The sequence below is a fragment of the Kineococcus aurantiacus genome (genome assembly GCF_013409345.1).
Classification (GTDB): domain Bacteria; phylum Actinomycetota; class Actinomycetes; order Actinomycetales; family Kineococcaceae; genus Kineococcus; species Kineococcus aurantiacus.
The window spans coordinates 4,626,600-4,649,754 of sequence record NZ_JACCBB010000001.1 but is presented as its reverse complement, the minus strand read 5'-3'; the positions used below and the strand labels follow the sequence as shown (position 1 = coordinate 4,649,754).

The following is a 23,155-nucleotide window of genomic DNA, read 5'->3' as shown; positions in this document are numbered from 1 at the left end:
AGTCCTCGGTGTCCCAGCCGCTGCGCTTGCGCAGCAGCTTGACCAGCTCGTCGATGAACAGGCCGGCGGTCTCGGGAGCCATCTTGGTGATCTCACCGGTCAGCTTCGTCTTGCCCAGCAACTCCCCGAACAACGGGGCGTCCTTCTCCAGCCGCAGGTCCTCGCTCACGCGGCGCACGACGACCTCCCGGCCCATCTCCGCGGCCCAGGCCTGCAGGGAGAACGGGAAACCGGTCTCGGAGGCGAACTGCCCCTGCGGGTCGACGACGATGAAACCCTGGTCGGGATTGCGCATCTGCCCGGCCAGGAAGTACGCCGAGAACGCGGTGTTGTGCGTCGGGATCATGGTGCGGCCGGCCAGGTACAGGCGGTTCGGGCTGTCCACGGTGATGCACCGGACCGGCACCGACGGCACGGGCCGGACGTCGACGACGTACCGGTGCGACGTCCTCGCCGGGTGGTGGCCGGCGCGGCGCTCGGCGTGCAACGTCCGCTTGCGGCTCAGGGCGAAGACGTCGTCGGCCACGGTGAAGGCGACTCGGTAGGTCGGACCGCACGCCTTGCCGTTCAGCGTCGCGGTCCTGCTCGTCAGGGTGGGGCGGTAGCCGAGGGAGGCCGCCAGCTCCTGGACGTGCTGCGCCAGCCGGAGGTTGGTGTTGTCGAAGTAGGACCGTCCCCTGCGGCGCGGGCGTGCCGTCGCTGTCCAGCAGGCCCGCCAGCAACGCCCGGCGCTGCGCCTGGGAACCGCGCAGGTACCGGTCGGGAACGTGCTTGTCGTGGAGAACACCGAGGTGACGCAGGACGCCGGTGGGCGTGGCCGTGCGGTGGCAGCTCATGCAGCGCAGCCCGCTGACGCCGCTGCGGCCGCAGTCGGTGCACCGCCCGGCACCGTCCGCGCGGGTAGCACGGGGGCCGTCGAGCCGGCACGCGTTCGAGCAGTACCGCCGGCGCGGTCCAGCCGGGGTGAACGGCGCCGCGCACCGGGCGCAGGGCCGCGCGGCGCGGGCCGCCTCCTTCGCCGGGTCGCCCCAGGTGACGCGGAACTCGAAGTCGCGTCCGGTGGCGGTCACCACGAACCCGCGGCCGCGCAAGGTGTCGAGAACCTCGGCGTCAGCGGTGTAGATGCGGGCGTCGGACGCCTTGCCGTCCCCGAGCCAGTACCCGAGGAAGTACGGGTCCAGCGGCAGGCGCTGCTCGGGCAGGACGAGGGGCCCGGCCACCGGCACGGCGTGGTTGCTCTCCCCGTCCGAGGTCCGCAGGGTTCGCCGGATCTGCTCGGTCGTGACCACGCGGCCGGTGATCCGCTTGTGCCGCTGGTCGCCCACAGGCCGGTCGGCGTGGTCGGCGAGGGCGGTGAGCAGTCGCCGCCTGGGGTAGGTGAGCACCGCGTTCGCCGGAGCGCGCTCGACCGTGTGCGCCGGGAGGGTCACCCGGACGGGCATCGGCCGGCGGTGCGCCGGGATCGAACAGGTCTCCACCTTGCGCCGCAGGTTGGCGTTGCGGGCAGGTAGACCGATCAGGCGCGCGACGTCGGGCAAGCTGAGCCAGTCCGCGGCGTCCGCGGCGGCCTCACGCAGTCGAGGTGCCAGGGACGGGTTGAAGACGGGGGCGCTCGGGCGGCCTGCCTCGGCCACGCTCGCCAAGGCGGTCAGCAGCTCGCGTCCGGGCCACGCGACCAGCGTTCTCGTCTTGGTGTACTGCTGCGCGCGGTACTCGAACCGGGCGGTGGCCCTCTGGGCCCCGAGCGTGCCGACAGCAGTGGTGACGGTCGTCAGCGCGCTGCTCCTGCGGTGCAGGCCCGTCAGCGCGACGACCTCGGGCACGGTGATGACGTCCTCGGGCGCGGCGGCCGCGGCGAGGCGGCGCAGGCGTCCGGTGATCGCGGGAGCCAGCAGGGGGCGTCGCTTCCTGGTGCCTTCCGAACGCCGGGCCGTGCCTGCGGACCGCCGGGCAGCCTCGTCCTCGGTGTACCAGTTGTGGTCCGCGTCCGCCACGATGACCGAACCGTCCGAGAAGACGACCTCGTAGCAGGGGCGGTCGAGGCGCACCTCGTGCGCCTTGACCACCCGGGTGGGTCGGCCCGTCTCGTCGAAGACGAGGTCGCCGTCGGACAACTCCCCCATCGTCGTCCAACCGCCGGGAGTCGCGACGGGGGTGTCCAGCGCCAGTGCCTTCCCGCTCCCGCTCATCCCGAACAGACCGGCGTGGAAGGCGCCACGGTCACCGGAGAAGTCACGGATCGACAGGGGGATGCGCACGTCGGCGGTCCCGTGCAGGTGCCCGAGGTAGTGCAGGTCCTCCTCACCGCTCATCAGCTCGTCGAGGACCTCGTTGGTCACCCGCCGCACCGCCGTGCCGGTGGGTGGGGACATCCGCAGCGACGGCCCGGCCTGCACCCACGGCTGGGGCTGGCCGAAGGCGTTGCGCTTGTAGCAGGCCTGCAGCTTGATGCTGGCCGCCCGCACGTCCCCCAGGTCGCCGGACATGCCGGGGATGTGACCCCTGGCCTTCACGACGCCGCGCAGCAGGGGCTGGGAGTGCCACTGGTTCATCGTGGTCACCTCGGTGACCGTGCCCAGTGCGAGTTCCTCACCGCCACCGGAGGGCTGGGTGAGCAGCAGCATCGACCCGACGAGGGGTTCGTGGACGGCGGTGTCGAGCAGGTCGAGGGTCACCTCGTAGTTCGACGACGGGGTACCGACGACGGCGACCTGCTCGGCGGTGGTGATCGGGTCCACGGAAAGACTCCCTCGCGCTGCTCGTGCTGCTCGTGCTGGTGCTGCTGGTTCTGTCGGTGACGGTTCAGCGGCTGGAGCCGCCGGGGTGGGACCCGTGGCCGCGGTCGGCCCGGCGCCGTTCACCGGTTACCCGCCGGCCCGCCGGGCCCACCGGCACGCCCGACGCCGCCGGGGCGCGTGCCGCCCCCACCGCCGCCACCTGCCCGGGTGCGGTACGAGCGGGCGAGCAGCGTCAGGTAGTCCTCCGAGCCGGGCGGCAGCATCGCGATCATCGACTGGTTCAGCGCCTCGGCCCCCACCGACACGCTCTTGGCGAGCAGGTCCACCGCGTACTGCGCGAACGGTTCCTGCAGGTGCGGGCCCGGTGTCTCGGCCGACAGCAGCCCCGCCAGCCGCTGCGCCTCACCCAGCGCCCTCGAGGACGCCCGGGAGGACGCCGGGGCGCCCGCGTCCACCAGCGGCTCCGAGACGCGGAACTCGACCTTGAGGACCGTGTCGGCGGTGGCCGGCTTGACGTAGGTGACCAGCAGCTGCGCGCTGCCGGCCGCCTCGCGCAGGGGCGCGATCGCCTGGTCCAGCGTCGAAGCGGCCTCCTGCACGCGCTGGGGAGCCTCCTCGCGGACGGTGAAGTGCACCCCGGCCACCTCCGCGGCGGCCCGCGGGTAGAGCATCTCCCCCGGCTCCAGGACCTGCGCGGCCAGGAAGCGGTCCCCCCCGGGCAGGTCCAGCCCGTACCGGGCCCGGTACACGCCGGCGAAGGCGTGCGCCGAGTCCGCCTTCGGCAGGGCCACGACCTCCCCGGGGTGGACCCGCTGGTCCGGGTCGGCCAGCGAGCGGACAGCGGCGACGACCTCGTCGGTCACCAGCTCGGCCGCAGCACCGGCCACCCCGCGGCTGCGGGCGGCCAGGGCCGTGGACAGGGCGATCACCGGGGTGCCGTGGGAGCCGTCCAGGATGCGCACGTCGTGGGACAGGTCCGCCAGCAGCTGCAGCTCCAGGCTCGCCATCGCCGCCGACAGCAGCCGGTCGTTCTCCGACTCGTGCTCACGCACGTGCGCCCAGTGCCGGTGCGACAGCGGGTGCCCGCCGACGCTGGTCATGCCCTCGGCCGCGACGGCGACGGCGACCACGAGGTCCGCGGCGTACAGGTGCTCCCGCACCGACGCCCCGTCCACCGCGGCGATGCTGTGCCGGGGAGTGAGCGCCGCGGCCCGGTGGGCGAAGGGGACGATCTGCCCGTCGACCAGGAGCCGCTCACGCAGCGTGCTGCGGAAGGCGGCCACCGGCGACAGGAGCCGGTGGGCCTCCGTCGCCAGCGGGCCGGCCTCGCCCAGCAACGCCGCCATCAGCTCCACGGCGACGGGCCCAGCGGGCCCGCCGGCGTCGCCGGGGCCAGCCGACCGGCCCACCGCCACCCCCTCCGGCACCCCCTCCGGCACCGCTGCGCTCACCGGCGTCCCCCGGGCGTGGTGCTGCGGGCCGCAGCGCGCGGGGCTCGCCGCCGCGGGAGGCCGTCGCGGCGCCGGGGCGGGAGCACTCGGCTGAGGGGAGTCACGCCTCCCTTCTACACGCAGGCGGCGACAGGGGGTCGTCCCCGGGTGGGTGGAGCGCCTCCGACCACCGCCGCGGGGTCCGCAGGCCGAGCGGCGCGGCGCACCAGCTGCCGTCGGGGCGGCCCGGCCCGCGACGTCGCCGACCGGCCCCCCTGCTCCCTCCAGCGGTGGGCGGCCCTGCCCCCCGGGGGGGCCGAGACGGGTGCGCCGCCGATGTCCGGGGAGCTGATCGCGACCGACGGGACCGGCACGATCGTGGCCCGGCACCTCACCGACGCCCCGACCCGCCTCGTGCCGGTCAGCACCTGCGGCCGCCGGCGGACGACGACAACGCCCGGTACCGGCCGACGACGGCCGAACCGTGGGCGAACCCCACCCGCGAGTTCCGCGCCGGAGACGGATCGTGGTCCTGTTCCGGGCCGGCGAGGTGGGCGGTGCCGCCGGGGGGTCGAACTCCGTGGCACGGACCACCGCAGCCGGAACAGGGGCAGCGGGTCGTCGATGCCGGTGGGTGTGTCGGCGACGCCGCGGAACTCGCCGGCGCTGGGAAGCAGGTAGCCGGCGGAGGGGGTGGGTCCACCGCCGGCGCGGATCACCGCGGCGCCGGCCCGGTCACGGCACGGTTGACACCGGTCCCCGCGATGGGATCAAATTCACGCACCATCCAGAGCGGCCGAGAGACTTGGCTCGACGACGCCGCAGCAACCACCAGTCCCCTGGGCTGACAGGTGCTTCCGCCAAGACGATGGAATGCGGAGGTCAGCGTGCACCACCTGAACACGGCGATCGCTGGACCACGCCCCCGGCTGCACCTGGTGCGGCGGCGTCACGTCGACCTGGCGCTGCAGTCCAGCGACTGCTGTCCGGCCCGACCAGCGACCTGATCCCCGTTCCTCGTCCTGCACTGCGAGCGGTCCGCGCCTGAGCGGTTCGCGGCGGGCCGACCTGCGCCGGGCCGTCGACGGACCGTCCGCGCCCGTCCCGTCGCCCACTCGTTCCGTCGCCGCACCCGTCAACCGTTCCTCCCCCACCCCCTCGACACTCGAGCGAATCGGAGCGCACCGCCGTGAGCGCCACCCCGGGGTTGTCCCTGGCCATGTTCTCCCACCTGCAGGCCGTACCCGACTCCCACTCCTACACCGACGAGCTGGAGCTGTTCATCACGGCCGAGCACCTCGGCTTCGACACCGCCTGGGTCCGGCAGTTCCACCTGCGCGAGGCGTCCGGCCCGCACACCAGCGGCGGGTTGCCCTCCCCGTTCGTGCTGCTGGCCGCCCTGGCGACCTGTACCACCCGGCTGCACCTGGGGACCGCAGCGGTCACCCTCCCGCTGGAGAACCCGGTGCGGGTGGCCGAGGACGCCGCGGTGCTGGACCGGCTCAGCGGCGGCCGCGTCGAACTGGGGGTGGCCAACGGCGGCGGGGCGCCCGGGCTGCTGGAACTCTTCGCCCACGACGGGGACCCCGTTCCCGGTGGCGCGGACGTCGAGGCCGCCAAGGACCGCTACGGGCAACTGCTGACCCGTCTCCTGCACGCCCTGGACGGGCACGCCCTGACCACCCGCGGGCAACGGCTCAACCCGCCGGCGCCGGGACTGGGTGATCGGGTGTGGGAGGCCGTGCTGACAGCGCGCAGCGCCGCCGAAGCCGCGCGCCGCGGCCACGGGATCCTGGTCGGCACCACCCAGACCGTGCCGGCCGAGGTGACCGCCGCGGCCTACCACGAGGCCCTGCCGGCCGGGGTCGTCCCGCGGGTGGCGGTCTCCACCGCGATCCACCCCGCGCGCAGCCGGGAGGAGGCCCTGCGGAAGGCGGCGCCGGGCATCGAGGCCAAGTACGCCTGGGGCGCCTCCTTCCTGGGCGAGGCCACCACGCTGGCGCAGAAGGCCGCGCGCCTGAACCTGCACCACGGCACCGCGCAGGACATCGCCGCCTCGCTGCTGGCCTCACCGTGGCTGGAGCACGCCACTCAGCTCAACGTCCAGGTCGAGCTGGGTCCCGCCGACTTCGGGGCCCGCGCCGAGGCGCTGGCCCTGTTCGCCGAGCAGGTCGCCCCGCACGTGGGCTGGACCGCACCGTCCGCGGACCCGCCCACCGGGCCCCCCGGCGCTCAGGTGGCTGACCCGGGTGCCCGCCGGGCCGACCTCGTCGGGACGCGCGCGTGAGCGCGGACCGGGGCCCGGAGCGGCAGCAGCAGGAACGGCGCGAGCGCGGGCTCGTCCTGGGGGCCATGCACTTCTACCCCGGCGGGGAGCACGCGACCAGCTGGCGCCTGCCCGGTGCCCAGCCCGAGCGCTACCTGGACGTGGACTACTACGCCGACTTCGCTCGCACCGCCGAACGGGGCGGGTTCGCGACGATCTTCCTGGCCGACGAGCTGTACGTGTGGGACCGCTTCGCCAGCGGCGTGGAGCACGTGGTGAACGTCCGCACCGAGCCCTTCACCCTGCTGGGCGCCCTGTCGCAGCTGACCGAGCGGATCGGGCTGGCCGCGACCGTCTCCACGACCTACCACGAGCCGTACCACGTGGCCCGCAAACTGGCCTCGCTGGACTTCCTGAGCCAGGGACGCGCGGCGTGGAACCTGGTGACCAGCGCCGCGGACGAGGAGGCCCGCAACTTCGGGGCCGGCACCCACCTGGCGCACGCCGACCGGTACCGGCGCGCCGGGGAGTTCGTGCAGGTCGTGCGCGGGTTGTGGGACAGCTGGGACGACGACGCCTTCACCTACGACAAGGGATCGGGGTTCTTCGCCCGCGCCGAGAAGCTGCACGTCCTGGGCCACCACGGGGAGTTCTTCGACGTCCGCGGGCCCCTGAACATCGCCCGCCCGCCCCAGGGGCACCCGGTGCTGTTCCAGGCCGGCGCCTCCCCGGCCGGCCGGGCACTGGCCGCGGCGAACGCCGACGCGGTCTTCACCCCCTGGGAGCACGACCTCGGCGCGGCGCAGCGGCTGTACGCCGACTACGCCGCCCGCACCAGCGCCGCCGGCCGGGACCCGCGCGAGCTGCTGGTCCTGCCCGCCCTGTCCCCCGTCCTGGGGCGCACCCCGGCCGAGGCGGTCGAGAAGCTGGAACTCATCGAGTCCCTCACCCCCGACCGGGTCGCGCTCGACCTGCTGTCGCACCACCTGGAGGTCGACCTGTCCGACCGGCCGCTGGACGAGCCGTTCACGCACGACTTCTCCGGCGGCACCAACCAGGTCCAGAGCCTGTACGCGACGGTGCAGGAACTGGTGGGCGAGGGCCGGCGCACCCTGCGGGACGTCTACCGCACGCTGCTGCGTCGACGCTTCCTGCCCGGTACCCCGGCGCAGGTCGCCGACCACATGCAGGAACGGTTCACCCGCGGCGCCGCCGACGGCTTCATGCTGGCCTTCTCCTCCCTGCCCGAGGGCATCGAGGAGTTCGTCGACACCGTGGTCCCCGAACTGCGCCGCCGCGGCGTCTACCGCGGGGAGTACCGCGGGGAGACCCTGCGGGAGAACCTGGGGCTGGACGTGCCGTCCAGCCGCTGGACGCAGGTGAGCGCGTGAGCGCCGACCACCTGGTGCTGGGGGCTTTCCTGTTCCACCCCGGCGGTGCGCACGTCACCGGCTGGCGGCACGAACGGTCCCGCCCCGCTGAGCACCTGAGCCCGAAGTACTACGCGCACTTCGCCCGCGTCGCCGAAGCCGGCACGTTCGACCTCGTCTTCCTGGCCGACGGGCTGTACTTCTGGGACCGCTACCGCTCGGGGGTCGACCACTACGGGTCGCTGCGGCCCGAACCGTTCACCCTGCTGGCCGCGCTGTCGCAGGTGACCCGCCACATCGGGCTGGCCGCCACGGTGTCCACGACGTACAACCCGCCGTACCACCTGGCCCGTCAGATCGCCTCGCTGGACCACCTCTCCCGCGGCCGCGCGGCGTGGAACCTGGTCACCTCCCGCTACGACGAGGAGGCCCGCAACTTCGGTGGCGTGCAGCACCTGGACCACTCCCGCCGCTACGAGCGGGCCCACGAGTACGTGCAGGTCGTGCACGGCCTGCTCGACAGCTGGGACGACGATGCCCTGGTGCGGGACAAGGTCTCCGGCCGCTTCGCCGACCCCGCCGGGTTGCACGTCCTGGACCACCACGGGGAGTTCTTCGACGTCCGCGGCCCGCTGAACGTCGCCCGCCCGCCCCAGGGGCACCCCGTGCTGTTCCAGGCCGGCGGGTCGGAGTCGGGGCTGCAGCTGGCGGCGGCCACCGCCGACGCCGTCTTCGCCCGCGGCGGCTCGCTGGAGGCCACCTCGCGCGCCACGACGGACCTGCGGGCCCGCGCCGCCCGGCTCGGGCGCCGCCCTCCCCTGGTGCTGCCCTCGGTCATGCCGGTCCTGGGCCGCACCCGCGCCCAGGCGCGGGCGCTGGCCGACCAGTTGCTGGCCGACACCCCCGACGCGCTGGTGCTTGAGGCGGTCGGGCACAGCATCGGCCAGGACCTCGGCGGCATCACGGCCGACGAACCCTTCGCCTACGCCCCGGACCTGGACACCTCCAACGAGACCCGCTCGCCCGACCCGGTCCGCGAGCGGTTGCGAGCGCAGGGGTCGGCCACCGCGCGGGAGGTCTACGCCTGGCAGTTCGAACGCACGGTCGTCGTCGGCACCGGCCCCGACGTCGCCGACCACCTGGAGGAGCACCACCGCGCGGGGGCCGCCGACGGGTTCGTGGTGCAGTTCCCGCACCTGCCCGGCGGCATCGAGGACTTCGTGGACCTGGTCACCCCCGAACTGCGACGCCGCGGGCTGGTGCCGCCGGCCTACCGGGACGGGACGCTGCGCGACCGGCTCGACCTGCCCCGTCCCGCCTCCACCTTCGCCCCGTCACCGTCCCCCGCCCCCACCGCTCCCGCCGTCGCCGGCTGAGGCCCCCGAGAAGACGAGACCCCGTGAACCCCTTCCACAGCACCCCGAGCGCCCCGAGCGCCAGCGCCCCGTCGACCAGCACGACCGCCCGCCGCACCCTGCTGGGTTTCGCCCTGTCCATCCCCACCGTCGTCGTGGCCGGGTGCTCCTTCGGCTCCGGCGAGGCCGGTGCCGCCGGCGCGGGTGGGGCGTCCGGCGGCTCGTCGGCGGGCGGGACCTACGCGCTGGGGCTGGCCGAACCGGACAGCACCATCAACCCGTTCACGGTCTCGGACTGGAACGCCATGTTCGTGGTCGGGCTGGTCAGCGAGGGCCTGATCACCCAGGACGGCAAGGGCGGCCTGGTGCCCCGGCTGGCCACGGCGTGGGAGGTCTCGGGCGACGACCTCACCTGGACGATCACCCTGCGCGAGGGGGCGACGTTCAACGACGGCACGGCCGTGACCGCCGACGACGTCGTGGCGACCTTCACCACGATCACCGGCGCGGACAGCCTGTCCCCCGGAGCCAGCGCGTTCAAGGACGTCCTGGCCACGGTGGCCCCCGGGCCGGGCCCCGGGACGGTCGAGTTCCACCTCGCCCGTCCCTACTCCGACTTCCCCGTCCTGCTGACCGGTTCCAACACCACGATCCTGCCCGCGGGGACCAGCGAGCAGGCCGACTGGAAGGCCGACCCCGTCGGTGCCGGGCAGTTCCTGCTGACCGAGTACACCCCCGGGCAGGGGGTGCGGTTCACGAAGAACCCCCGCTACTGGGACGCCGGCAACGTCCTGCTCGACGAGCTGCACGTGAAGTTCTACGCCGACGCCCAGGCGCAGCTGCTGGCCTTCCAGGCCGGGGAGGTCGACCAGGTCGCGGCCGACCCGACCGTGCTGCGGACCCTCGGCGCCGAGGTGAAGCAGTCCGCGCCGGGGTACACCAAGTTCGACGGCATCTTCCTGGACGTCACCGTCGCCCCCTTCACCGACGTGCGGGTCCGCCAGGCCATCGCCTGGGCGCTGGACCGCGACGCCATCGTGGCCACCGTCTACGGCCGGAACGCGACCGTGGCCAACGACGCGCTCTACTTCCCCGACTACGCCGTGCAGCCCGGCGGGCTGACGCAGCGCCGGGCCGACACCGCGAAGGTCGCCGAACTGCTCGGTGGGCGCCGGGTGTCCTTCACCATCACCACCGTCGACACCCTGCAGACCCTCGCCGAGGTCGTGCAGCAGCAGCTGAACGCGACCGGGTCCTTCGACGTGCAGCTGTCGGTGCTGCCCAGCGCGCAGTACTACGCCGACGGGGCCGACACCCCCTGGCTGAGCGCACCGGCGACCATCACCAACTGGGCCCGCCGGCTGCCCTCGCAGTACGTCTCGCAGCTGTTCGCGACCGGCGCGGCGTGGAACGCCTCGAAGTACTCCAACCCGCAGCTGGAGCAGCTGTCGGCGCAGTACGACGCGACGACCGACCCCGGGCAGCGGCAGGACCTCGCCGACCGGATCGCGGCGATCGAGTGGAACGACGTGGCCGTCGTCGTGCCGGCGTTCGCCTCCTCCCGACTGGTGCTGGCCCAGGACGTCGAGGCCGACTTCGCCAGCGGTCAGGACTTCTCCGGCGGGTTCGACTTCCGGCACGTCAGGCTCTCGTGAGCACCACCGCACCGGCCGCGTCGAGCGGGACCGGAGGACCGGGCGGACCGGGGGCAACCGTCGGCGCGGCCGGCGGGGGCCGCTCCCGGCGCGTGGGCCGGCTGCTGCTGACCCGGGCGGTGCAGCTCCCGGTCGTGCTGCTGGTCATCTCGGTCCTGACGTTCTGGCTGGTGCAGGTGGTCCCGGGGGACCCGGGGCGCAACGCCCTGGGCCCGTACGCGACCGCCGAGCAGGTGGCGCAGTGGAACACCCGCAACGGCCTGGACGGTCCGGTCGCCCAGCGGTACCTGCACTGGCTGGGCGGTTTCCTCACCGGTGACTGGGGCACGAGCCTGCGCTTCTCCGGTCCCGTGCGCGACCTGGTCATGACCCGGCTGGGCAACTCCCTGGCACTGGGCCTGTACGCCTTCGCGCTCCTGGTCCCGCTGGCGCTCGTGCTGGGCGTCGTGCAGGCCCGCCGGCGCGGGCAGCGCGTGGACCGCGGGCTGACCATCGGGCTGCTGACGGTCTCAGCCGTCCCCGAGTTCGTCACCGGCGTCCTGCTGCTGCTGGTGCTCGCGGTGAAGTGGCCGCTGTTCCCGGTGCAGAGCTCCCCCGACGCCGGCTCGGGGCCGCTGGAGCAGGTGAGGCTCATGACGCTGCCGGCGGTCGTGCTGGCCGTGGCGCACCTGGCGGTGCTGGCCCGGATGGTGCGCGCCGGGACCATCGAGGCGATGGCCGCGCCGTTCCACCTCACCGCGGTGCTCAAGGGGCTGCCGCCGGGGCGGGTCGTGCGCTCGCACGTGCTGCGCAACGCCCTGGTGCCGACGCTGTCGGTGGTGGGGACCTACCTGGGCACCCTGCTGGGCGGTGCCGCCGTCGTGGAGACCTTGTTCAGCTACCCGGGGCTGGGGGCCCTGCTGGTCGCGGCCGCCGACCGCAAGGACGTCCTGCTGCTGACCAGCGGGGTCGTGGTGACCGGGCTGGTCTCACTGCTGGCCCTGCTGCTGACCGACCTGGTGTTCCTGCTGGTCGACCCGCGCATCCGCTTCGGCGGCCGCACGTGAGCGCCCCCTTCGAGCAGACGCAGCTGGCCGGGCGGGCTGGGCACCTCCCGCCGGCCGGACCCACCCGTCCCGCGGCCCAGCTGCCCCCCGCCGGCGCCCCGCGCGGGCAGGTCCTGCGCGCCCTGGCGCACCGGCCGACGTTCGTCCTCGGCGTCCTGGTGCTGGCCTGGTGGGTGTTCTGGGCGGTCGGCTGGCAGGCGGTCGGGGTGGAGCCGTTCGAGCGCACCGGGCCGCTGCTGGCCGCGCCGAGCGCCGCGCACCCCTTCGGCACCGACGACCTGGGCCGTGACGTGTTCGCCCGCGTCGCCGCCGGAGCCCGCCCGGCCCTGCTCGTGGGGCCCTTCGGCGCCGGGCTGGCCACCGTCCTGGGCGGGGCGCTGGGACTGGTGGCGGGGTACTTCCGCGGCTGGGTCGACAACGCCCTGATGCGCTCGTTCGACGTCCTGCTGGCCCTGCCGACGTTGATCTTCCTGGTGGTGCTGGTCGGGGCGTTCGGGACCTCCACCCCCGCCCTCGTGGCGATCGTGGCGCTGCTGTTCGCCCCCGGCATCGCGCGCATCGTGCGCGCGGCGGTGCTGGTGGAGATGGGCAAGGACTACGTCACCAGCGCCCGCGTCCAGGGGGAGACCCACGTCCGGGTGCTGCGCACCGAGCTGCTGCCCAACATCGCGCCGCTGCTGCTGGTGCAGGCGCTGCTCAGCCTGGGCGCCGCCGTCCTCATCACGTCCTCGCTGTCCTTCCTGGGCCTGGGGGCGCAGCCCCCCTCCCCGGACTGGGGACTGGCCATCAACGAGAAGCGGGTGCTGCTGCAGGCCGCCTGGTGGACGGTGGCCGCCCCCGCGCTGGCGGTGGCCTCCCTGGTCGTGGCGGCCAACGTCGTGGCCGACCACGTCGCGGAGACCGCCTCAGCAGGTCAGCGGTGAACCGGCACGGGCTGGAGCGGCCCGCGCACGAGGAGAGGCCGGTGGGAGGACCCGCCGTGCCCGAGCCGGCCGTGCCCGGGCCCGCCGGGCCGGTGGAGGGCACCGACCCCACGGGTGCGCTGGTGCACGTGCGGGGCCTGCGGATCGCCGTCCCCTCCCGGGGCGGAGCGCGCCACCTGGTCGACGGGCTGGACCTGGACCTGGCGCCCGGCGGCGCGCACGGCCTGGTCGGGGCCTCGGGGTCGGGCAAGACGACGGCGGCCCTGGCGCTGGCCGGGCACCTGCCCCCGGGGGCCGAGGCCAGCGCGACGCGGTTCCAGGTCGCCGGTCACGACGTCCTGGCCCTGCGTGGGGAACGGTTGCGCGCCTTCCGGGCCGGGACCCTGGGCGTGGTGCACCAGGACCCGGCCCGGGCGCTGAACCCGACCGCGCCGGTGGGCCCGCAGGTCGCCGAGGTGTTCCGGCTGCACGGGCAGGACCGGGCCGCGGCCCGCGCGGGTGTGCTCGCCGGTTTCGAGCGCGTCGGGTTGCCCGACCCGCCGGCCCTGGCCCGCCGGTTCCCGCACGAGCTGTCCGGTGGGCAGCAGCAGCGCGTCGTCATCGCCATGGCCCTGGCCGCCCGCCCGCGGTTGCTGCTGCTGGACGAACCGACGACCGCCCTGGACGCGCGGGTGGCCGCCGGGGTGATGCGCCTGCTGGAGGACCTGCGCGCCGAGCACGGGTTCGCGACGCTGCTCATCAGTCACGACCTGCACCTGGTCGCCGCCCACAGCCGGCAGGTCACCGTCCTGGCCCAGGGGGAGGTCGTGGAGACCGGCCCGGCCGGGCGCGTCCTGGCCGCACCGTCGCACCCGGTGACGCGCGCCCTGGTGGCCGCCCTGCCCGACGTCCGCGCCTCCCTGGGAGCGCCCGGCCCCACCACCGCCGCGCCCCGGCCGGCGGCGGGTCCGCCGGCGAGCACCCCGCCCGAGACCGACCCGCCCGCGACCGACCCGCCGGCGGTGCCCGTGCTGCGGTTGCGCTCGGTCGGCGCTGCCCACGCCGGTCGGCCGGTGCTGCACGACGTCTGCCTGGAGGTGGCCGCCGGGGAGGTCGTGGCCCTGGTCGGGGAGTCCGGCAGCGGCAAGTCGACGCTGGGACGGGTCGTGGCCGGGCTGCACCCGGCCACCGGCACCGTGGAGGCACCCCGCGGGGTCCAGGTGGTCTTCCAGAACCCCGACGCCTCCCTGAACCCCCGCCGCCGGGTGCGGCAGGTGCTGCGGCGGGCCACCGAGCTGCTGGGGGGTGAGGAGTCCCCCGAAGCGCTCGCCGCCCGGGTCGGGTTGCCGCCGGACCTGCTGGACCGGCTGCCCGGGCAGTTGTCCGGCGGGCAGAAGCAGCGGGTCGCGATCGCCCGCGCCTTCGCCGGGCCGGTACCGCTGGTGGTGTGCGACGAGCCGACGTCGGCGCTGGACGTGTCGGTCCAGGCGCAGGTGCTGGACCTGCTGGCCGAGCTGCGGGAGCGGACGGGAGCGGCGTACCTGTTCATCAGCCACGACCTGGCCGTCGTGCGGCGCCTGGCCGACCGCGTCGCCGTCCTGGACGCCGGCCGGCTCGTGGAGGTCGCTGCCACCGAGCGGTTGTTCTCCGACCCCCAGCACCCCGTGACGCGCGACCTGCTCGGCGCGGCCTTCGCCCTGCACCGGCGCGCGGGGACCCCCGGTGGTGGTCGCGGGTGAACCCGGGCCGGCGCAGGGCAGGACCGCTGCGCGGACCGGACGCGCCTCACCTGTCGAGGCTGACGTCCCCCAGGGGTTTGCTGCAGCAGATCAGCACCTTGCCCGCCGCGATCTCCCGGGGGCGGATGCCGCCGTTGTGCTGCATGTCCACCTCCCCGGAGAGCAGCACCGTCTTGCACGTCCCGCACATCCCCTGGCTGCAGGAACTGGGCGGGGAGATGCCGGCGCGGAAGGCGGCGTCGAGGATGAACTCGTCCGGTGCGCAGGGGAAGCTCCGGCCGGACGCCGCCATCGACACGGTGAACACCGCCTGCTCGGCGTCACCGCCGTCGGCTCCCTGGGCTCCGCTCGGCTGGAAGTCCCCGATGTCCTCGACACCCTCGGCCACCGACCCGGCGAAGGCGGAGGGGCCCAGCGACTCGAAGACGAAGGTCTCCTCGTGGTACCGGGTCATGTCGAACCCGGCGTCGCGCAACGCCTCGCGCACCACGGACATGTAGCCCTCCGGTCCGCAGACGAAGACCTCCCGCTCCTGCAGGTCGGGCACGACCTGCGCGAGCAGGGCCTGGTCGAGCCGGCCCCGGTGACCGCGCCAGTCCTGCCCCGGCGCGTCCGCGGAGCACACCTGCACGACGTTCACCGTCGGGAACTGGGTGGGCATGCCCCACTGCTCGGAGCGGAAGATGATGTCCGCCGGTGTGCGTGCGGAGTGGACGAACAGCACGTCGACGTCGGAGCCGAGGTCCACGAGCGTCCGCGTCATGGACATCACCGGCGTGATCCCGGAACCCGCGGAGAGGAACAGGTACTTCCTCGCGGGGTGGCGCACGACGCTGAACGCACCCAGCGGCGCCGAGGCGGTCAGCCGCGTCCCCGGGACCACGTGGTCGTGCAGCCAGTTCGAGACCAGCCCGCCGGGCTGGCGCTTGACCGTGATCGCCAGCCGATGGGGTCGCGTCGGGGGCGAGGAGATCGTGTAGGACCGCTCGACCCGCTGGCCGTCCACGTCCAGGTGCAGGGTGATGAACTGCCCCGGGTCGAAGAAGAAGACGTGCCCGCCGGCGGACTCGAACCAGAAGGTCTTGACGTCGTGGGTGATGTCGCGCACGCCGAGGCAGACCAGTTCCCCCGAGTCCTCCTCGTCGCCCCAGACACCGACCCGGCCGGGGTGGCCGAGCGTCCCGAGCGGGTCCACGACCGTCATGCGGAAGCCTCGCGCAGCCGGGTGACGTACCAGTTCACGAAGGCTTCCACGTCGTCCTCGACCATCGAGTACGGACCGGGGAGGTACCCGGGGTTGGCGCAGCCGGCCTGGGTGCCGGCCACCAGCGCCCGGTCCTGGTCGTTGGTGGCCCGCCAGACCGCCGTCAGGGCGTCCAGGGTGTAGTCCACCCCTTCGACGGCGTCGGGGTGCACCAGCCAGGTCGTCCGCAGGACGCTCGTGCCGGTGGAGGTGGGCAGCACCGAGAAGACGACGGCGTGGTCGGACAGGAGGTGGAACCAGGAGTTGGGCTGCATGTGCAGCGAGAGGTCGCCGAAGGCGGCGTCCTGCACCGACCCCAGCAGCTTCGTGCACACCGCCGCACCGTCGGGGGCGAAGGACTTGCCCTCCCCGTCCAGGGGCAGGTGCGAGAGCTGGTAGCCGACCACCCGGGTGTCGAGCTCGCGGTGGTCGGTGAGCGGTAGGCCGTGAGCAGCCCGCACCTCCGCCAGCGCGCCGGCGGCCTTGACGTAGCGGTCGTAGAGGGGTTTGAGGCGCGGGGTGATGTCCTCGGGTTCGTAGGCGAAGAGGGGGAAGTACGCGGTGGTGAGCTCGGGGTGCCCGTCGCAGTGGTAGCACTCGCGGTTGTTCTCCATCACCAGCTTCCAGTTGCCGGCTTCCTGCAGGTCGTAGCTGACCGCGACCTTCGCCCGGTCGAGCTCGTAGGGCGCGAGGTGCGGCGCGACGACCTCGGCCACGGCGTCGAAGTCGTCGGGCGCCTCCTGCGCGAGGCAGACGAACACCAGGCCGGACAGGTTGCGCACGTGCACCGACCGCAGCGAGAAGCAGCTCTTGTCGAAGGTGGGCGGTTGCGACTCGGCGAACATCAGCTTGCCGTCGACCCCGTAGGTCCAGCGGTGGTAGGGGCAGACGATGTTGCCGACGGCTCCCTGGCGCTCCTGGAGCAACCGCGAACCGCGGTGGCGGCAGACGTTGTGGAAGGCCCGGACCTCCTCGTCGTCGTCACGGACCACGATGACCGAGTACGCGCCGACGTCGATCGTGACGTAGTCGCCGGGTTCGGGGACCTCGGCCGCAGCCGCGACGAAGATCCAGTTCCTGGCGAAGATGACGTCGAGGTCGCGCTGGTACACCTCCGGGGAGGTGTAGAAGGGCGCTTCGAGGCTCTGCCCGGCGACGCGGCGGGCCACGAGGTCGTCGACGGTCTCCGCAGGCGCAGCGCCGACGGTGGGAGCGGTCACGCGGTTCCTCCCGGGGTGTGCGGTAGCACCAGTCTGTTCCGCGATGCGAAACAGTTCCTCATCACGGAACGAGTCTGCGGCGACGGGCGGCGGCTGTCAAGGGTGACCCGCCCCCGCCCGGACGATCTCCACCACCTGCGCCGCAACGCTTTGCGGGGTAACACGGCCGTAACGCGCGACGGCGCCGGGTAGGGTCGACGCGTGCCCCCCCACCAGGCTCACCGCCCCTCGACGGTGCAGTCGGTCGACCGGGCCGTGTCGCTGCTGCAGGCCCTGGCCCTGCGCGGCTCGGCCGGTCTCACCGAACTGTCCCTGGACGTGGGGATCCACAAGTCCACGGTCTTCCGGCTGCTGGCGACGCTGGAGGCCCGCGGCCTGGTCGAGCAGGACGCGGGCCGCGGGCGGTACCGCCTCGGGCAGACGGCGCGCCGGCTGGCGGCCGGCGCCACCGGGAGCACCGACGTCGCCGCGTCGGCCCACCCCATCGCCCAGGAGCTGGCCACCACCGCGGGCGAGACGGTGAACGTCGTGATCAGCGACGGGCAGGAGGTCGTCACCGTCGACCAGGTCACCGGTGGTGCGATCGTGAGCAGTTCGGACTGGGTGGGCCGGCGAGCTCCGCTGCACGCCACCGCCGCCGGCAAGGTGTTCCTCGCCGCGATGGCCCCGGCGCAACTCACGGCCGCGCTGCGCGCGGGCCTGCCCCGCCTCACCGACGCCACGATCACCGACCGCTCCGCCCTGCGGGCCCAGCTGGCGGAGGTGCGCGCCCGCGGGTGGGCCTCGGTGTTCGAGGAGCATGAGGTCGGTCTCGTGGTGATCGCCGCCCCCCTGCGGGACGCCGACGGCCGGACCGTGGGGGCCCTCACCCTCGGGGGCCCCAGCTACCGCGTCAACGCCGCGACGCTGCCGGGGCTCACGGAGCTCCTCCTGGACGCCGCGGCCCGGGCCTCCTGGCGGCTGGGGCACCTGAAACCGGGCTGACCCCCGGGGCGTCGGGGGTCAGCCCGGTACCTCAGTCGCCCGCGGGGACCTCGACCTTGCGGTCGGTGCCGGTGAGGTCCACCGCGGTGACCGGGTCGCGGAACTCCGCGACGGGCCGGGGGTCGACCGGCCGCACCAGGCGGTCGGAGCGGAGGTCCTTCACCAGCGCCACGCACATGAACACCATGACGACCAGGAACGGGGTCGCGGCGATGATCGTGACGTTCTGGAGGGCCTGCAGACCCCCGGCGAGGAGCAGCACGATCGCCACCGCCCCGGTGAGCGCTCCCCACACGGCCGTGAGCCAGTGGCGCGGTTCGTCGTCGCCGTGGCTGGACAGGGACGCCATGACGATGCTGGCCGCGTCGGCGCCGGAGACGAAGAAGACCGCCACCAGGACCACGACGAGGACCGAAGTCACCCCCGCCCAGGGGAACTGGGCGAGGAGGTTGAACATCTGGGCCTCCTGGGAGTCGCCGGCGAGGACGTCCAGGGCTCCGGTCAGCTGCTCGTGGATGGCCGTCCCGCCGAAGACGGAGAACCAGACCACGCTCACGAGGGTGGGGATGAGCATGACGCCCCCGACGAACTCGCGGATCGTGCGCCCGCGGGAGATCTTCGCCAGGAACGCGCCGACGAAGGGCGTCCAGGAGATCCACCAGGCCCAGTAGAAGATCGTCCAGCCGGCCAGCCAGTCGCCCCCGCCGTAGACGCCGGTGCGCAGCGACATGTGCGGCAGGCTGTTGAGGTAGTCACCGGCCGCGTTCGGCATGAGGTTCAGGACGAAGACCGTCGGGCCGACGACGAAGAGGAAGAGCAGGAGGAGCCCGGCCAGCACCATGTTCGTGTTGGAGAGGAGCTTGATCCCCTTCTCGATGCCGCTCACGGCGCTGATCACGAAGCACAGGGTCAGCACGGCGATGATGCCGACCTGCCAGCCCGAGCCGCTGCCGGCGCCGAAGACCTCCGTCAACCCGCCGTTGATCTGGGCCGCGCCCAGGCCCAGGCTGACGGCGGACCCGAAGATCGTCGCGAAGATCGCGAGGACGTCGATCGCCCGGGCGGCGCCGTGGGCGCGGGGCCCGCGCAGCAGGGGCGCGAACACCGCGGAGAACCCGCCGGTCCGGCCCTTGCGGTACCCCGAGTGGGCCAGTGCGAGACCCACGACGGCGTACACGGCCCACGGGTGCAGACCCCAGTGGAACAGCGTGTAGCTCATGGCGGTGTCGGCCGCGGCCTCGGTGCCGGCCTCGACGCCCGCCTCGGGCGGGGTCATGAGGTGCGTGACCGGTTCGGTGACGCCGTAGAACATCAACCCGATGCCCATGCCGGCGGAGAACATCATCGCGACCCACGACGCCCGGGAGTGCTCCGGCCGCTCGTCGTCGCGGCCCAGGCGGATCCTGCCGGTCGGGCCGAAGGCCAGGACCAGGGCGAAGGCCACGAAGCCGGTGGCCCCGACCACGAACGCCCAGCCGAGGTTGGTCGTGATCCAGGTCAGCAGCGATCCGCTGCCGGAGGCCAGTCGCTCGGGGATCGCGATGCCCACCACGAGCAGCACGGCCACGACGGCGACGGACACGAACAGGACGGGTTTGTCGAGGGGGAGCGTGGAGCGCTTCTCGTCGGCCCCTGGTTCGATCACCATGCGGGGGTCCTCTCCGGAGGGGTCCGTTGGACCTGTGAGTGGGAGTGGCGCTGACCGCAGCCTAGGACTGCTGTTGCGCGATGAGCAACGAGTTCACGTGATTGGAACCAGGCCCGAACGCCCGCGAAACACCGCCCGTCAACGGAAGACGACGGTGCTGTGCCCGTTGAGCAGGACCCGCTGCTGGCAGTGCCACCGGACCGCGCGCGAGAGCGCGAGCGCCTCCGCGTCCCGGCCGACGGTGGCCAGGGCCTTCGGGTCGTGGGTGTGGTCGATGCGGATGACCTCCTGCTCGATGATCGGGCCCTCGTCCAGGTCCGGGGTGACGTAGTGCGCCGTGGCCCCGACGAGCTTGACCCCCCGGTCGAACGCCTGGTGGTACGGCTTGGCGCCCTTGAACCCGGGCAGGAACGAGTGGTGGATGTTGATGGCCCGGCCGCGCAGCACCCGGCACAGGTCGTCGGAGAGCACCTGCATGTAGCGGGCGAGCACCACGAGGTCCGCGTCGTAGCGGGACACGAGGTCGAGCAGGGCGCGTTCGGCGCCCGCCTTGTCCGTGGGGGTCACCGGGACGTGGTGGAACGGCAGGCCCGCCGCCTCGGCCATGGGGCGCAGGTCCTCGTGGTTGGAGACCACCGCGACGAGGTCCCCGCCCAGGCTCCCCGAGCGCCAGCGGAAGACCAGGTCGTTCAGGCAGTGCCCCATCTTCGAGACCATCACCAGGACCCTCGGGGCGCGGTCGCCCCCGAACGTGGCGTCCATGCCGAACTCGCGGGCGGTGGGGGCGAAGTCGGCCGCCAGGGCCTGCACGTCGATGTCCCCGGACACGGTGCCGAACGCGGTGCGGGAGAACAACCGCCCGCTGTGGGCGTCGTCGAACTGCTGGTGCTCGGTGATGTCGCACCCGTGCCGGTACAGGAACGAGGTGACGGCGTTGACGATGCCGGGGCGTTGCCGGCAGTCGAGGGTCAGGACGGCGGAACTGGGCACAGGGAGCTCCTCAGCGCTCGGCGTTGTTCGGGGCGGGACCGCCGCGGGCGGTCCCCGCGGGGCGGGTTCAGCCGCGCAGGCGCCGCATCTGCGGGTCGACGACGGGTTCGGCGGTGACGGTCGCCTCGACGCGGCGCCCGAAGTACTCGATCTCGACCGCCGTGCCGACGGTGCTCGCGGCGGCCGGCAGCCAGGCGTAGGCGATGGGCCTGCCGATGGTGTGCCCGAAGGCGGCGCTGGTGACGTAGCCCTGCACCCGGCCGTCGACGAGGACCGGTTCGGACCCCATCACCACGCTGCGGCCGTCGTCGACGGTGAGGCAGGTGAGCCGGCGGGTGACGTCCTCCGCGGTGCGGCCCTCCAGCGCCGGTCCCCCGGTGAAGGAGTCCAGCGGCGAGCGGACGGCGAACCCCAGCCCGGCCTCGTAGGGGTCGTGCTCGGGCGTCACGTCGGTGCCCCAGGACCGGTACCCCTTCTCCAGGCGCAGGCTGTTGAAGGCCGCCCGCCCGGCGGCGACGACGCCGAACTCCCGGCCCGCCTCGAAGAGCTGGTCCCACAGCCGGCCCGCGACGTCGGCGCCGGTGTACAGCTCCCAGCCGAGCTCGCCGACGTAGGACAGCCGCAGCGCGGTGACGGGCACGCCGCCGATGGTCGCCCGCTTGCCCCGGAAGTACTTCAGCCCCTCGGCGCTGAAGTCGTCCGTGGTCAGCTTCTCCACCACGCGTCGCGCCTGGGGGCCCCACAGGCCGATGCAGGCGGTGCCGCCGGTGGTGTCGCGGACCTGGACCGACCCGTCGCGCGGCGCCTGCCGGCGCAGGTGCACGTCGTCCTGGTGACCGTTGACCCCGACCTGGAACAGCTGCTCCCCCAGCCGGGCCACGGTGACGTCGCTGCGGACCCCGCCGCCCTCGTCCAGCAGCAGGGTGTAGGTGACCGCCCCGACGGACTTGTCCATCGGGGACGTCGTGAGGCGTTCGAGCAGCGCGAGCGCCCCGGGGCCGCTGACCTCCAGCCGCTTCAGGGGGGTCATGTCGTACACCGCGACGGCCGTGCGCGTCTTCCACGCCTCCACCGCGGCGATCGGGGAGTGGAACCTCGCCGACCACGCGTCGCGGGCCGGGGGCTGCCACTCGGCGGGCAGGTCCTGCACCAGGTGGGCGTTGGCCTCGTACCAGTGCGGCCGCTCCCAGGCCCCGGACTCCAGGAACACCGCGCCCAGGGCCTCCTGGCGGGAGTGGAAGGGGCTGACCCGCAGCCCGCGCGGGGACAGGCGGGGCTGCAGGGGGTGCAGGACGTCGTAGATCTCCACGAAGTTCCGCTGCGACGTCTCGCTCACGTAGTCGTCGGTGAGCTGCACCTCCTCGAAGCGGTGGACGTCCAGGGTGTGCAGGTCGTACTCGCTGTACCCGTCGACGAGGGTCTGCGCCACGGCCTTGGCGACCCCGGCCGAGTGGGTCACCCAGACGGCCTCGGCGATGTGGAACCCCGCGACGTCCGCGGACTCCCCGACGAGGGACCCGCCATCGGGGGTGAAGGAGAAGATGCCGTTGAAACCCTCCTGCACCTGCGCGTCCCGCAGCGCCGGGAGCAGCAGCCGGCTGTCCTCCCAGCAGGGGGCGAAGTCCTCCGCGGTGAACGGCAGCATCGACGGCATGGAGTCGGCGGTGACCTCCCCCCCGGGCAGGTCCTCCAGCCGCACCGGCATGGGTCGGTGGGCGTAGGAACCGATGCCGAGGCGGTCGACGTGCTCGCGGTAGTACAGGTCCCTGTCCTGGTGGCGCAGGATCGGCATCCCGGCCTCCATGAGCTCGGTGTTGCGGCCGGCGAGCGCGGGGACCGGGCCGGTCTTGACGTACTGGTGGGCCAGCGGCAGCAGCGGCACCCGCATCCCGACGAGTTCACCCACCTGCGGTCCCCAGAACCCGGCGCAGGACACGACGACGTCGGCCGGCACGGTGCCCTCGGCGGTGCGGACCCCGGTGACCCGGCCGTGGGCGTGCTCGACCGCGATCACCCTCTGCGAGCCGCGGAACTGCGCGCCGCGGGCCGAGGCCCGGCGCACGAGGGCGACGACGGCGCGCGGCGCCTTGGCCAGGCCGTCGGAGGGGACGTGCAGGCCGCCCAGGACCTGCTCGGGGTCCAGGAGGGGGTGGATCTTCGCGCACTCCTCGGGGGAGACGACCTCCGCCTCCGGCACGCCCCAGGCCTTCGCCCAGCCCAGCTTGCGCTGCAGGTCGGCCAGCCGCTCGGGGGTGGTGGCGACCTCCAGGCCACCGACCTGGTTGAAGCACCACTGCCCGTCGACGTCGAGGCCCTTGAACTTCTCGACGGTGTACCGGGCGAGCTGCGTCATGGTCCGGGAGGCGTTGGTCTGGAACACCAGGCCCGGCGCGTGCGAGGTGGACCCGCCGGTCAGCGGCAGCGGGCCCTGGTCCAGGACCGTGACGCGGTCCCAGCCGCGCTGGGTGAGCTCGTCGGCGAGGTTGGCCCCGACGATGCCGCTGCCGATGATCACCACGCGAGGGGTTGTGGTCATTGCTGGTCTCCCTTCGCCGACGTCGCGTCGGTC

Annotated in this window: 15 protein-coding genes and 1 riboswitch; of the genes, 8 read left to right on the top strand and 7 right to left on the bottom strand. The window is 73.7% G+C overall.

From position 1 onward, the window contains the following. Nucleotides 1-92: 92 nt before the first annotated feature. Nucleotides 93-2,675, bottom strand: a complete 2,583-nt coding sequence (locus BJ968_RS22125; protein ID WP_179755539.1) for a Hint domain-containing protein — start codon at nucleotides 2,673-2,675, stop codon at nucleotides 93-95. Between the two features lie 182 nt (nucleotides 2,676-2,857). Next, nucleotides 2,858-4,147, bottom strand: a complete 1,290-nt coding sequence (locus BJ968_RS22120) for a hypothetical protein (RefSeq protein ID WP_179755537.1) — start codon at nucleotides 4,145-4,147, stop codon at nucleotides 2,858-2,860. An 801-nt stretch (nucleotides 4,148-4,948) separates the two neighbouring features. Further along, nucleotides 4,949-5,043, top strand: a riboswitch (SAM riboswitch). Nucleotides 5,044-5,357: 314 nt separating this feature from the next. On the opposite strand from BJ968_RS22120, the gene BJ968_RS22115 reads away from it, so the two are divergent. From BJ968_RS22115 to BJ968_RS22085, 7 genes are read left to right on the top strand one after another with little or no spacing between them, the layout of a single operon-like run. Beyond that, entirely contained in the window at nucleotides 5,358-6,455 is a 1,098-nt protein-coding gene (locus tag BJ968_RS22115; protein WP_179755535.1) for an LLM class flavin-dependent oxidoreductase, read from the top strand. Continuing rightward, on the top strand, nucleotides 6,452-7,825 hold the full coding sequence (locus tag BJ968_RS22110) for an NtaA/DmoA family FMN-dependent monooxygenase (RefSeq protein WP_218885234.1): 1,374 nt from the start codon (nucleotides 6,452-6,454) through the stop codon (nucleotides 7,823-7,825). Before BJ968_RS22115 ends, BJ968_RS22110 begins: the two co-directional genes overlap by 4 nt. Continuing rightward, entirely contained in the window at nucleotides 7,822-9,180 is a 1,359-nt protein-coding gene (locus BJ968_RS22105; protein ID WP_179755533.1) for an NtaA/DmoA family FMN-dependent monooxygenase, read from the top strand. The genes BJ968_RS22110 and BJ968_RS22105 overlap by 4 nt, the downstream gene beginning before the upstream one ends. Before the next feature lie 23 nt (nucleotides 9,181-9,203). Then, the gene (locus tag BJ968_RS22100; RefSeq protein WP_179755531.1) at nucleotides 9,204-10,814 is read left to right on the top strand and encodes an ABC transporter substrate-binding protein; all 1,611 of its coding nucleotides are present in this window, start codon (nucleotides 9,204-9,206) and stop codon (nucleotides 10,812-10,814) included. Beyond that, nucleotides 10,811-11,860, top strand: coding sequence for an ABC transporter permease subunit (locus BJ968_RS22095; RefSeq protein WP_218885233.1), 1,050 nt, complete (start codon nucleotides 10,811-10,813; stop codon nucleotides 11,858-11,860). Before BJ968_RS22100 ends, BJ968_RS22095 begins: the two co-directional genes overlap by 4 nt. Beyond that, on the top strand, nucleotides 11,857-12,783 hold the full coding sequence (locus BJ968_RS27050; protein WP_218885232.1) for an ABC transporter permease subunit: 927 nt from the start codon (nucleotides 11,857-11,859) through the stop codon (nucleotides 12,781-12,783). The genes BJ968_RS22095 and BJ968_RS27050 overlap by 4 nt, the downstream gene beginning before the upstream one ends. A gap of 41 nt (nucleotides 12,784-12,824) precedes the next feature. Continuing rightward, entirely contained in the window at nucleotides 12,825-14,501 is a 1,677-nt protein-coding gene (locus BJ968_RS22085) for an ATP-binding cassette domain-containing protein (RefSeq protein WP_218885231.1), read from the top strand. 46 nt (nucleotides 14,502-14,547) lie between these two features. On the opposite strand, the gene BJ968_RS22080 is transcribed toward BJ968_RS22085, so the two are convergent. Together BJ968_RS22080 and BJ968_RS22075 are read right to left on the bottom strand one after the other, a co-directional pair. After that, nucleotides 14,548-15,705: an FAD-binding oxidoreductase gene (locus tag BJ968_RS22080; protein WP_179755529.1), complete on the bottom strand. Its 1,158-nt coding sequence runs from the start codon at nucleotides 15,703-15,705 to the stop codon at nucleotides 14,548-14,550. Further along, entirely contained in the window at nucleotides 15,702-16,964 is a 1,263-nt protein-coding gene (locus tag BJ968_RS22075; RefSeq protein ID WP_179755527.1) for an SRPBCC family protein, read from the bottom strand. Before BJ968_RS22075 ends, BJ968_RS22080 begins: the two co-directional genes overlap by 4 nt. A gap of 201 nt (nucleotides 16,965-17,165) precedes the next feature. Here BJ968_RS22075 and BJ968_RS27045 point away from each other — a divergent pair, with 201 nt between their 5' ends. After that, nucleotides 17,166-17,948 carry an IclR family transcriptional regulator domain-containing protein gene (locus BJ968_RS27045; RefSeq protein WP_218885230.1) on the top strand — a complete coding sequence of 261 codons (783 nt, stop codon included), beginning with the start codon at nucleotides 17,166-17,168 and terminating at the stop codon, nucleotides 17,946-17,948. A 31-nt stretch (nucleotides 17,949-17,979) separates the two neighbouring features. Here BJ968_RS27045 and BJ968_RS22065 read toward each other — a convergent pair whose 3' ends face one another. The 3 genes from BJ968_RS22065 to BJ968_RS22055 all read right to left on the bottom strand — a co-directional run bounded on the left by BJ968_RS22065 (nucleotide 17,980) and on the right by BJ968_RS22055 (nucleotide 23,122). Next, nucleotides 17,980-19,596: a BCCT family transporter gene (locus BJ968_RS22065; RefSeq protein ID WP_179755525.1), complete on the bottom strand. Its 1,617-nt coding sequence runs from the start codon at nucleotides 19,594-19,596 to the stop codon at nucleotides 17,980-17,982. Nucleotides 19,597-19,734: 138 nt separating this feature from the next. Next, entirely contained in the window at nucleotides 19,735-20,586 is an 852-nt protein-coding gene (gene purU, locus BJ968_RS22060; protein ID WP_179755523.1) for a formyltetrahydrofolate deformylase, read from the bottom strand. A 67-nt stretch (nucleotides 20,587-20,653) separates the two neighbouring features. Then, a complete protein-coding gene (locus BJ968_RS22055; RefSeq protein WP_179755521.1) occupies nucleotides 20,654-23,122 on the bottom strand; it encodes a GcvT family protein in 2,469 nt (822 codons plus the stop codon). Nucleotides 23,123-23,155 lie beyond the last annotated feature (33 nt).